Origin of the sequence: Flavobacterium sp., assembly GCF_031409475.1 — a bacterium.
Taxonomy (GTDB): domain Bacteria; phylum Bacteroidota; class Bacteroidia; order Flavobacteriales; family Flavobacteriaceae; genus Flavobacterium.
Genome location: NZ_JANNXH010000033.1, coordinates 1 through 11,756, shown reverse-complemented (window position 1 = coordinate 11,756; position 11,756 = coordinate 1). Strand labels below are relative to the sequence as shown.

At 29.6% G+C, this 11,756-nt stretch carries 14 protein-coding genes; 11 read left to right on the top strand and 3 right to left on the bottom strand.

The window, feature by feature from the left end:
• Window positions 1-198: 198 nt before the first annotated feature.
• The 5 genes from RMO53_RS06550 (at window position 199) to RMO53_RS06530 (ending at window position 4,682) form a co-directional block, all read left to right on the top strand.
• The gene (locus tag RMO53_RS06550) at window positions 199-984 is read left to right on the top strand and encodes an IS982 family transposase (protein WP_310379144.1); all 786 of its coding nucleotides are present in this window, start codon (window positions 199-201) and stop codon (window positions 982-984) included.
• 256 nt (window positions 985-1,240) lie between these two features.
• The gene (locus tag RMO53_RS06545; protein WP_310379142.1) at window positions 1,241-1,768 is read left to right on the top strand and encodes a superoxide dismutase family protein; all 528 of its coding nucleotides are present in this window, start codon (window positions 1,241-1,243) and stop codon (window positions 1,766-1,768) included.
• Window positions 1,769-1,775: 7 nt separating this feature from the next.
• Window positions 1,776-2,351, top strand: a complete 576-nt coding sequence (locus RMO53_RS06540; protein ID WP_310379140.1) for a YdeI/OmpD-associated family protein — start codon at window positions 1,776-1,778, stop codon at window positions 2,349-2,351.
• Window positions 2,352-2,420: 69 nt separating this feature from the next.
• A complete protein-coding gene (locus tag RMO53_RS06535) occupies window positions 2,421-3,623 on the top strand; it encodes an LETM1-related biofilm-associated protein (RefSeq protein WP_310379138.1) in 1,203 nt (400 codons plus the stop codon).
• Between the two features lie 117 nt (window positions 3,624-3,740).
• Entirely contained in the window at window positions 3,741-4,682 is a 942-nt protein-coding gene (locus RMO53_RS06530) for a LysR substrate-binding domain-containing protein (protein WP_310379136.1), read from the top strand.
• 29 nt (window positions 4,683-4,711) lie between these two features.
• Here the strand turns inward: RMO53_RS06530 and RMO53_RS06525 are convergent, their stop codons facing one another.
• Window positions 4,712-4,909, bottom strand: a complete 198-nt coding sequence (locus tag RMO53_RS06525; protein WP_310379135.1) for a hypothetical protein — start codon at window positions 4,907-4,909, stop codon at window positions 4,712-4,714.
• 150 nt (window positions 4,910-5,059) lie between these two features.
• Window positions 5,060-5,722: a tRNA (5-methylaminomethyl-2-thiouridine)(34)-methyltransferase MnmD gene (gene mnmD, locus RMO53_RS06520; RefSeq protein ID WP_310379133.1), complete on the bottom strand. Its 663-nt coding sequence runs from the start codon at window positions 5,720-5,722 to the stop codon at window positions 5,060-5,062.
• A 287-nt stretch (window positions 5,723-6,009) separates the two neighbouring features.
• Here mnmD and RMO53_RS06515 point away from each other — a divergent pair, with 287 nt between their 5' ends.
• Window positions 6,010-7,077, top strand: a complete 1,068-nt coding sequence (locus tag RMO53_RS06515; RefSeq protein WP_310379131.1) for a branched-chain amino acid aminotransferase — start codon at window positions 6,010-6,012, stop codon at window positions 7,075-7,077.
• A gap of 101 nt (window positions 7,078-7,178) precedes the next feature.
• Here RMO53_RS06515 and RMO53_RS06510 read toward each other — a convergent pair whose 3' ends face one another.
• Window positions 7,179-7,568, bottom strand: coding sequence for a nucleoside triphosphate pyrophosphohydrolase family protein (locus RMO53_RS06510; RefSeq protein ID WP_310379130.1), 390 nt, complete (start codon window positions 7,566-7,568; stop codon window positions 7,179-7,181).
• Between the two features lie 305 nt (window positions 7,569-7,873).
• Between RMO53_RS06510 and RMO53_RS06500 the strand changes: the two genes are divergently transcribed.
• From RMO53_RS06500 to RMO53_RS06480, 5 genes are all read left to right on the top strand, one after another.
• Window positions 7,874-8,980 (top strand): SRPBCC family protein, encoded by a 1,107-nt coding sequence (locus RMO53_RS06500; RefSeq protein ID WP_310379126.1) that lies wholly within the window; start codon window positions 7,874-7,876, stop codon window positions 8,978-8,980.
• A gap of 67 nt (window positions 8,981-9,047) precedes the next feature.
• Window positions 9,048-9,590, top strand: a complete 543-nt coding sequence (locus RMO53_RS06495) for a sigma-70 family RNA polymerase sigma factor (RefSeq protein ID WP_310379125.1) — start codon at window positions 9,048-9,050, stop codon at window positions 9,588-9,590.
• 31 nt (window positions 9,591-9,621) lie between these two features.
• Window positions 9,622-10,032: a hypothetical protein gene (locus RMO53_RS06490; protein WP_310379124.1), complete on the top strand. Its 411-nt coding sequence runs from the start codon at window positions 9,622-9,624 to the stop codon at window positions 10,030-10,032.
• 4 nt (window positions 10,033-10,036) lie between these two features.
• Window positions 10,037-10,492, top strand: coding sequence for a sensor of ECF-type sigma factor (locus RMO53_RS06485; protein ID WP_310379123.1), 456 nt, complete (start codon window positions 10,037-10,039; stop codon window positions 10,490-10,492).
• Between the two features lie 223 nt (window positions 10,493-10,715).
• On the top strand, window positions 10,716-11,756 hold a 1,041-nt coding region (locus RMO53_RS06480), incomplete at its 3' end, for a hypothetical protein (RefSeq protein ID WP_310379121.1).

The window sequence follows — 11,756 nt, the reverse complement described above, 5'->3', positions numbered from 1 at the left end:
AACCCGTTGGGTGCAATTATTTAAAGTAAAATAAGTTGAATAAATATTGGTCAAGATACTGAAATTCAGTATCTTGAAGTCGCTAAACCACCAATATTTATGTCAAATATAGTAAAAAATTATTTTAAAATTTTAGAAGTTATAAGTTCTTTGGATATTTCTTTAAACACAGAAATTCGAGCTGGTAGAAAGCTTAAAATGTCTGATTTAGAAGTAGTTGCTTTAAGTCTAACATCTGAATTCATGTCTATTGACAGTGAAAATTCATTTTTTAATCAGTTGCAAAATGGACAAATTACTAATCTAATTGACCGAAGTCAGTATAATAAGAGAAGGAAAAAATTATTTCCTTTCGCTGAAGAAATCAGAAAGCATTTATATTCAAAATTCACAGAATTTGAGAACTATTTTGTTGTTGATAGTATGCCTCTTGAGATTTGTAAAATGGCTCGCCATAGTAGGATTAAAATTTGCAAAGATGATTTTCAGACTGCGCCAGATAAAGGTTTTTGTGCATCTCAAAACTCTTGGTTTTATGGTTACAAACTACACGGGGTTTGTACTGTTTCTGGGGTTTTTCAATCAATAGATATTACAAAAGCAAGTGTTCACGATGTACATTTATTAAAAGATTTAAAACATCAAATGTCTGATTGTGTGTTACTTGGAGACAGAGGTTATTTGTCTTCAACACTACAGTTAGATTTGTTTGAAACAGCTAATATAAAATTAGAAACTCCTATGAGAATCAATCAAATTGGGTATAAAAAACAGCCTTACATATTTAGAAAATCCAGAAAAAGAATAGAGACTTTATTCTCTCAATTGTGTGATCAATTTATGATTAGACGAAATTATGCTAAATCTTTTCAAGGTTTTAAAACAAGAATTTTAGCTAAAATAACAGCATTAACTTTGGTGCAATTCATCAATAAATTTATTTTTGAAAGACCAATAAACAACATTAAAACACAAATAATTTAATTGCACCCAACGGGTAATATTATCTAAACCCGTTGGGTTTAATTATTGCAAACGTCAATTTGAGTGTTTTTTGTCCTGAAGCAACGGGAGTAAAACAGAAAAAAAAAATGTATCGAGAACAGTTTTTGATGATAATTTACCTACATAAAATAGACACATTAGAGTGAAATCAAAAAATAATCTTTATAATTTAACTTTCATTTACAAAATCTATAATTAAACCTTAAATTTACAACACATATAATTTTTACTGATCATGAAAAAAATATTTTTTACAATTGCGTTATTTGTAGCTGTTGTTATTAGTTGCAAAACCAATACCAATTCAAACGATTCTAAAAAGCTAACCCTTACTTTTGAATCTAAAAGTAACACAACTACAAGTGGTACAGCAACTTTCATAGAAAATAAAGGCGCAGTTACATTTGCAGCAAAAATCGCTGGATTAAAACCCGGAATTCATGCAATACACATCCATGAAAAATCAGATTGTTCTGCTGCAGATGCAAGCTCTGCTGGTGGGCATTGGAATCCCACTTTCAAAAAGCACGGAAAATGGGGTGTCGAAGAGTATCACAAAGGCGATATTGGCAATTTTACTGCTGATGAAAATGGTAATGGAACCATCACTTTAACAACAACAGAATGGTGTATAGGTTGCGGCGATGACACAAAAGACATACTTGGAAAAGGGTTAATTGTTCATGCTGGAGCAGATGATTTCGTAACTCAACCTACTGGAAATTCCGGAGCAAGAGTGGCTTGTACTGCAATTATTAAATAAGAATTTATTGGAAGATAAAGAACAGTATTATTTTAAAAACGCAATAGAATGGCGCCATTGGTTGCATGAAAATCATCATTTATCTAAAGGAATTTACTTGATTTTTTATCGCGTAAATAGTGCCAATGAAAGTATGCGTTGGGAAGAAGCTGTTCAAGTTGCACTTTGTTATGGTTGGATTGACTCTACTGTAAAAAAACTGGACGAAGAACGAAGAAAACAAATGTTTACTCCTCGGAAAGACAAAAGCGTTTGGAGTAAACTCAATAAAACCTACATCGAAAAACTGCTCAAAGAAAATTTAATTCATGAAAGCGGTTTAGCAAAAATTAATACTGCAAAACAAAATGGTTCATGGGAAGCATTAGATGCAGTTGAAAATCTACTAATTCCAGAAGATTTATTACTAGCTTTCGAGCAACAAAAAATGGCTTTTGATAATTATAATAAATTTAGTCCATCCTACAGAAAAAGTTATTTGTACTGGCTCAACCAAGCCAAACGTCAAGAAACAAGGAATACTAGAATTAAAGAAATTATAGAACTTTGTCAAAAAAATATAAAATCAAGAGGGAATTATTAATAAAAAAGCAACATAAAAAAAATATTTGTATTGCTAAAAAATCATAGATTTGTGCCATAAATTAAGGCAATGATTAACCCTTCGGCAAACGGTTGGATAGTAAAATTTTTCGCAGAGCAAAAATCAATTTTGTCTCCGGCAATTGAAGACCCAAGTGTGCTTTATAATAAAATTAGAGCAACCGGGTTTATTTATGGGCACATAATTTCCATTGACAACTCTATTACTTTTGATACAAATAGTTGGTTACAAAACGAAATTTCTAAAGTTGCATTACTCAACACACTTTACTCAGTCTATAGATTATCAACAAACGATACGGACTCAAAATTTTTTATTTCTAAAGCAATATCCTTCTATAACGAAATGAATCCTCAAGGGTTTAATTTATTAAAAAAAGTATTGCCTACCGGAACTCCCGCTTCTAATTTAGAAAACATCATAGACGAACGAGTACAAACAAACGATAACATTATAAGCAAAAACTTCTCGCATGTTGTAACTAATGCATTACTTTTTGTAGATGTTTTGGCCTTTCAACACTTTTTAAACGAAAGTTCAATTCCTGCGAAATACTTAAAAAAAATTGAAGAAACTGCCATTAGTATTATTACACTTGCATTAAAAACAAAATCAAATAAGTCAAAACACGATGATTTATTAATAAAACTATTCGAAGCATCTGTTCGTTATAATAAATACACCAAGTTAAATGTTCAAAATCTCGAAGAATTAAAATTAGATTATTTCAAAAATGAGTTAGAAATAAAATACCTAATTGATTTAGCAGGAATGGCATTGTGGAGCGATGGAGTAATTGAAAATAACGAAGCTTATTTTTTATATAAATTAGCAGAAAATATGGGCGTTTCTGATAATTTTGTGTCCGAAAGCATTATAAATACGGACTCCTTTATTACTATAAATAAGAACAATATTCCGTATTTTAATTATTCTAACCCAGTTAAAAAATTCTATGATCAAACCACACAAAACGTGGTTAAATTGATTATTAGAAATAATAAACGACTCACAAAAGAAATTTCACAAAGTAAAGAATTGATGATTTTACTAGCGATTTCAACTAAAAGAGACTTGGATGAAAAAGAAAAGAAAAAAGTAAAAAGTCAACTGTTGGACATTTGCAAAACCATACCTTCACTAACTATTTTTCTAATTCCAGGCGGAAGCTTATTACTCCCTATTTTAATAAAATTTATTCCTCAATTATTGCCTTCCTCTTTTAACGAGAATTTAGAAGAGATCGAGTAAAATTATTTTAAAATTTACGTATTAAAATTTTAATGTTATTTAAACATAAAATTATTTCATAAATTTTCATAATTAAAAATGATAGTTTTTTATATTTGCATCATAAATTACTATACAATGACCATTACACAACTTCAATATGTTCTCGCAGTTGCTGAACATAAAAATTTCACACTAGCAGCCGAAAAATGTTTTGTAACTCAACCTACATTGAGTATGCAAATACAAAAAATCGAGGAAGAACTAAAAATTTTAATTTTTGATCGAACCAAAAAACCAATTCAACTCACAGATATTGGACAAAAAATTGTAAATCAAGCCAAGAATATTGTAATTGAAGCTAATAGAATTAAAGAAATCGTAGAGCATCAAAAGGGTTTTATTGGTGGCGAATTTAGATTGGGAATAATACCTACCATAATGCCTACTTTATTACCTATGTTTTTGAATAATTTTATCAAAAAATATCCAAAAGTAAAACTCATTATTGAAGAACTCAATACAGATGAAATTATTATTCGTTTAAAAAACGGAAAACTAGATGCAGCGATTGCATCTACACCACTTGAGGATCATAACATAAAAGAAATAGTGTTGTACTTCGAACCATTTGTGGCTTATATTCCTGAAAATCATACAATTAATTTAAAATCTGAAATTGAGATTTCTGATTTAAATATTGAAGAAATTTTGCTTTTGCAAGACGGACATTGCTTTCGAGATGGAATTTTAAATCTGTGCAAAAGTGCCAGTACTATAGAAATTGATCATTTCCAAATACAAAGCGGTAGTTTTGAAACTCTAATAAAATTAGCAGATGAAGGTTTAGGCATTACCTTGCTGCCCTACTTACATACTTTGGATTTGAAGGATAAAGATAAAACAAAACTAAAACACTTTAAGGAACCAAAACCAGCTAGAGAAGTAAGCCTAATTTATCCTAAAAGCGAATTAAAAATTCATATCATTAATGCATTAAGCAATACAATAGCAGGAATTATAAAAGGAGCCATAGTTTTTCAAAATGTTGAAATTATAAGCCCAATTCAAAAAAGATAAAAAAAAGGAACCAAAATTGGTTCCTTTTTTTAAATATTAACTATCAATAAACATAACTTTAATTCAGGTTTACCTGTTGTAAATTGTTGTAACCACTCTCGCAATTCTTCAATTTCATAGGGTAATAATGCTTTTATTGCTTTTTCTAATTCTTTACAAAAAAGAATGGGGTCAAAACTAACTCTTTCAAGAACTGATTTAGTATAATCAAACATTATTTTCGACATAATAAATTAAGATTTAGAGGTTAAAATTAGAAATAGTAACAAGGAAATTTGTAAACAAATATATAACGTAATTATTAATATTATTATTGTTTAACAAAATTTTATATTCAAACTAAATCGAAAATAAAACGGTGTGAAAACAAAATTATTTTAATTTTTTCGTGCCCTAAACATTTCTCTTTTTCCAGGTGGACCAGCTAATTTTTCAACTGTAAATCCTACTTCAATCATGCTACGTTTTACCACGCCACGTGCAGCATAAGTAACTAATATTCCGTTTGGCTTGAGCGCATCGTACATTTTTTTAAATAGTGCAGTGCTCCATAATTCAGGTTGAACTCTATATCCAAAAGCATCAAAATAAATTAAATCGAAACAATCTAAATCAACAATATCTGCAAAAAACTGTTTGCGTTTTGTCAAAGTAAAACTTTCACTTAAATCAATTTTTTCTTCCCAATTGCTGTTATGCATTTTTTCGAAAATAATAGTTTCATTTTCTGCATTCAATTCAGACACATAATTCATTGCGTTTACTTCGGCTAAAGAAATTGGATAGGCTTCCACTCCAACATAATTTAGAGCTAGACTTCGTTTTTTTGATTCTAAAAAAGTGATAAAAGCATTTAATCCTGTTCCAAATCCAATTTCTAAAATTGAAATTTTTTTGTTTTGAAATAAATTAAGTCCATTTTTTATAAAAACATGATTTGCTTCTTGAATTGCTCCAAATTTAGAATGATAACATTCGTCCCATTCCTTTATATGAATTGTGGTTGAGCCGTCATGAGTTTTGATAATTTCTCTTTCCAAAGGTGTTTTTAATATTTTGACTTGTTTTCAAGTCGTTCAGAATGTCAAATTTAATCAAAACAAAAACAGATACTTCTAAAAAATCTGTATTTTTTAGAAATTCCATATAAATTGTCAACTATTTTATAAATTTATTAAAATATAAATAAATCGCAGTTAAATGCTGCAATTAATATTTTTTTAGCAAGGATTATCTCGATTTTTATTTAATTTTGTAAGCATTAAACAAAACTAAATTTTTGAAGCGTTGTCGATTTTTTAAAATTAGTATAAAAGAACAATCTATTATGAGTACAACTCAAACCAACAAAATTGAAATAATTAAAGCTGCAACTTCAAAAATAAACGAAGTAGATTTCGAAAATTTAAATTTTGGAGCTGTTTTTACAGATCATTTATTTGAATGTGATTATACTAATGGAGAGTGGCAAACACCAATAATCAAACCATACAAACCATTTTTACTTGATCCTTCGGCAAAAGTTTTTCATTACGGCCAAGCCATTTTTGAGGGTATGAAAGCATACAAAGATGACAATAATGATCTATGGCTTTTTAGACCTGATGAAAACTTCAAACGTTTCAATACATCTGCAATACGAATGGCAATGCCCGAAGTCCCAGAAGACATTTTTATGGATGGTCTCAATCAATTGTTGCAATTAGACGAAGCTTGGGTTAAAAAAGGGAAAGGAAATACCTTGTACATTAGACCATTTATGATTTCAACCGGAACTGGTGTTATTGCAAATCCATCCGATGATTATAAATTTATGATCATACTTTCTCCTGCAAAATCATATTATTCTGGAGAGGTAAAAGTATTAATCGCCGAACATTTCAGTAGAGCTGCAAATGGTGGAATAGGTGCTGCAAAAGCTGCAGGGAATTATGCTGCACAGTTTTATCCAACAAATTTAGCCAACAAAGCGGGGTTCCAACAAGTGATTTGGACAGATGATGCCACACATACAAAAATGGAAGAAGCTGGCACAATGAATGTTTTTTTTAGAATAAACGACACATTATTAACCGCTCCAATAAGCGAAAGAATCCTTGATGGTGTGACTAGAAAAAGCCTAATTGATATGGCTAAAAATGAAGGAATAAACGTAGACATTCGTCCAGTATTAGTTTCGGAACTAATTGAAGCGTCCAAAAACGGTAGCTTAAAAGAAATTTTTGGTGCAGGAACTGCTGCAGTTGTTAACCCAATTATTGGATTCTCATTTCAGGATATTTATTATGAATTACCTAAAATTGAAAATTCAATAGCATTACAACTTAAAGATAAATTGACAAACATTCAACATAAGCTAGCCGAAGATACTTTTGGTTGGACTGTAAAAGTGTAGTTGGTAGTGGTCCGTGTTTAAGATAAAAAGAAAGAGCGATTTTCAAAATTGAAAATCGCTCTTTCTTTTTTACCCAACTAAAATCTGAAAACTGATAATTGCTAACTTCCGCCAAGTATTTTCGAAAAATCAGGTTTAAAATAATTTGGTCCTTTCATCACTTTTCCATCTTCACGATATATCGGGTTTCCATCTTGTCCTAATTTACTCATATTACTTCGTTGAATTTCGTCAAAAACTTCCTCAATTTTATGTTGCAAACCGTGCTCGATTATTGTTCCACACAGAATATACATCATATCACCAAGCGCATCGGCAATTTCGATTAAATCATTATTCTGAACTGCTTCCAGATATTCCTCATTTTCTTCTTTCATCAAATTATAGCGAAGCGTATTTTTGATTTCACCTAAGTCCGCTACAGGAGCTTCACTATAACCAATTACGAAAGCAGTATGAAAATCCTTGACAGCGTTGATTTGTTTTTGCATAATTTTATTTGATTAATTGAACAGGCAAATTAGTGCTTTTATTAAACAATACCCTAAATTTGTAAAAAAAATATTTAACTATGTTTAGCACAGGACAATTACTTTTTGCAGGCTGTTTTTTTATTGCATTTGTTATAGCAATGATTTATGCTTACCGCAAAGATTTAGCATTACACAAAATATATTATAAAGGAAACTATAAAATTTTGTTAGGATTTTTACTTTTTATTGGTATATTATTTATTATAAAGGTATTTTTCAAACGATAAAATTTCTAACTTTACAGAACAAAATAAATTAAATCGATGCAAATTTTAAAATATTTATTCTTTTTACTTCTTCTTAGCCTTTTTGCATCAACAATTTTTGTAGCTACACAAAAAGGAAACTTCACTATTGTAAAAAGTAGAATTATTAACTCTCCCAAATCAGCTGTATTTAATTATGTAAATGACTATAAAAACTGGAAAGACTTTGTTTCATTTGCTGTTGAAGATCCAGAAATTAAAGTTTTGTATTCCCAAAACACCACTGGAAAAGGCGGCTCTTTCTCTTGGGAAGCAAAGGACAGTAACGGAGATATTCAGACTATTTTTGTAAAAGAAAATGAAAGAGTTTCACAAAAAATGAATTATAATGGGAGTGTTTCAGATGTAAATTGGAGTTTCAAGGATACTATAGGTGGTACAAAAGTGACCTGGAGTACAAGAGGAAAAATGGGTTTTAGTCAAAAAATTTACTCTGCATTAAATGGTGGAATCGAAAATTTTATTAGCGAAATCCATGAAAAAAGTTTAGCTAATTTAGATAAAAAATTAGACTATGAAATAAATACATTCTCTGTAAAAGTAGAAGGACAAGTAAAAAAACGTGACGCCGTTTATTTAAAACAATCCTTTACAAGTACTTTTTCAAATCTAACAAAAAATACTAGAATTGTTTTTACAAAAATTATTGGATTTTGCGAACAAAATAACATTGAACTCAGCGGAAAACCATTTGTAATTTATCATACTTATGATACCACAAATGAACAAGCAAAAATCTCAATTTGTATACCAATCAAAAACCCAATCTACACTAGTTCTGGGAGTGATATATTATCTGGTAAATTAGAAGCCTTTGACGCTATAAAAACCACACTAACAGGCGATTACTCACACAGAGACAAAGCTCTAGATAAAGCAAGAGAATTTACTCAAAAAAATAAAATTATAAAAAATGCTCTTTTTTCTCACCTCGAAGTATATGCCGTAAACATAAAAGATAGTAATAACCCCTCAAAATGGAAAACAGAAATTTATTTTCCAATTTGGCCAAAAAACACTGTTAAAACTCCAACAGCAACCACATTAATCACTCCAGAAGTTGCTCCAGAATCAGATGAAAAAGAGCAAGAATCTGAATTTTAAATTTATTTATTATCCAATAGATTAAACCTATTTAATAAGTTCCATTCTAATAGAATAAATTAAAATTTTGCAAGAAGAAAAGGAATTCATTCAAAAATTATTGAACCCCAAAACGCAAAACCAAGCGTTTGAAGAACTCTTGAAAAATTATCAAAAACCTTTATACAATCATATTCGGAATATTGTAATAAATCATGATGATACCGACGATGTATTACAAAATACATTTATAAAAGTTTTTCAATATTTAAAAAATTTCAAAGGCGAAAGCAAACTTTTTTCATGGATGTATCGTATAGCGACGAATGAAGCTTTAACATTTTTAAATCAAAAAGCAAAAAAAAACAATATAACATCTGTAGAATTACAGAACAAAACAATAGATAATCTAAAGGCTGATGTACATTTTGATGGAAATGAAATTCAAATAAAATTGCAAAAAGCCATAGTATTATTACCCGAAAAACAACAATTAGTTTTTAAAATGAAATATTTTCAAGAACTAAAATATGAGGAAATATCAACAATTTTAGGTACGTCTGTAGGTGCATTAAAAGCATCTTATCATCATGCGGTAAAAAAAATTGAAGCCTTTGTAACCCATAATTAAACCTTTTGAGACAAAAGACGTCTAATAAAATATGAAACCATTTAAACTAGAAAACGAAGAAAAAATTAAAACTGGATACACAGTTCCTGAGAATTACTTTGAGGATTTTTCGGCTAGAGTAATGCAACAAGTTAGTAAAGAAGAACCAAAAATTATTTCGTTTTTCAAAAGAAGGAGTACATGGACTTATACTGCAGCTGCATTATTTGTAATGGCATTGTCCATCCCCATTTACGATGAATTAAATCAATCAAAAGAAATTGATAATGCCACAATTGAAAACTATTTGACTGCTAATTCTAGTATTTCTGATGCTGAATTAGTTAGCCTTCTGGATGAAAAAGATATTCAAGAAATGAGTATTGAACTCAATATTGAAGATAATACTATTGAAAATGAACTTTCAAAAAGTAAAGATTTAGAACACTATTTATTAAATTAAAAAAATGAAAACAAACAAACTACTATTTCTTATAATCGTATTGATTTCAATACATAGTTTTTCGCAACCAAATTTTAGAGAGAAGAAAGAACAAATAAAAGCTTTAAAAGTAGGTTTTATAACTACTGAGTTATCCTTAACTACGGATGAAGCGATGAAATTTTGGCCTCTTTATAATACTTTTGAAGAGAAACAAAATGAAATTAGATCGCATAAAATGAAATCTTTCATCAATAGAATGGACGAAGATAATTTAGACAAACTGAGTGAGAAAGAGGCTTCTGCCCTACTCAATCAAATGGAAAGCAATGATGATCAGCTTTATCTAAATCGTAAAAAATTCATTACAAGCCTCAAAGGAGTTATTTCACCAATAAAAATATTGAAATTAAAAAGAGCCGAAGAGAATTTTAATAAGAAGTTATTACAACAATATCGAGAAAACAGACCCAGAAAATAATTTTTTATATTTCCTAAACACTAAAAAACCAAAATTGAATTTATTCTATTTTGGTTTTTTTAATTTTAACATAATTCTTCAACTATAATTAAATCTAATATTTTAAAAAAAATAAACCTTTTGGCAGCAGTATTCATAATATGTTTTTACTAAAATATTAAGCCCCAAATAGATTGGCACAGTAATTGGATAGTTATGAATAACAAACTAAATTATAGGAAACATGAAAACTAGACTATTACAATTAACCCTTTTGTTCGCCTTTTTTGCCTCACAAATTCAAGCACAAAACAGAACCACAATTAATGCAACGAATACAGATATTAGCGATAATCTGGATCTAAGAGCTGTTGCTTCAATTTTTGGTGATTCAAAAAATCTTCAGGATTTTGAAAGACGGCTAAATGACCCTAAACTACAAATATCAAATTTAGATTTAAATAATGATGATCAAGTAGATTATTTGCGCGTTATAGAAACCGTTGAAAAATACACTCACGTAATCATTATACAATCAGTTCTTGATTATGATGTTTATCAAGACGTTGCTACTATCGATGTTGAAAAAGACAGATTCAATCAAGTTCATCTACAAGTAGTTGGAAATTCGTATTTGTATGGCTCAAATTATATCTACGAGCCAGTTTATTATGCAACACCACTTATATATGCATCATTTTGGATTTCAAATTATCGTCCCTATTGCTCGTCATGGAATTGGAACTATTATCCAAACTATTATTATGCTTGGAATCCATTTCCAGTTTTTAGATACCGCTATAATTTAGGCATTTGCATTAATAATTACAATCAATACAATTATGTAAGTTATAGAAGATGTAACAATGCAGAATCTATGTACAATCTACATCGTTCAAATAGTTACGAAAGACAACATCCTGATTATGCATTCTCGAGAAGAAATTCTAATGTAAATAATCGTTATGAATTAGATCAAAGAAGAGAAACTAGGAATGTAGGTTCAAGAAATCAAGGCGATTATGCTCAAAACCGAAACAGTACTTCCACAAGAGGTAACTCGTCAAGAGAATATACAACCCAAAGAACGGAATCTAATAGAGGGAATTCTCAAAGAGAAAACACGCAACAACGAGTTGAACCTTCAAGAGAATATACAACCCAGAGAACGGAATCTAATAGAGGGAATTCTCAAAGAGAAAACACGCAACAACGAGTTGAACCTTCAAGAGAATATACAACCCAGAGAACGGAATCTAATAGAGGGAATTCTCAAAGAGAAAAC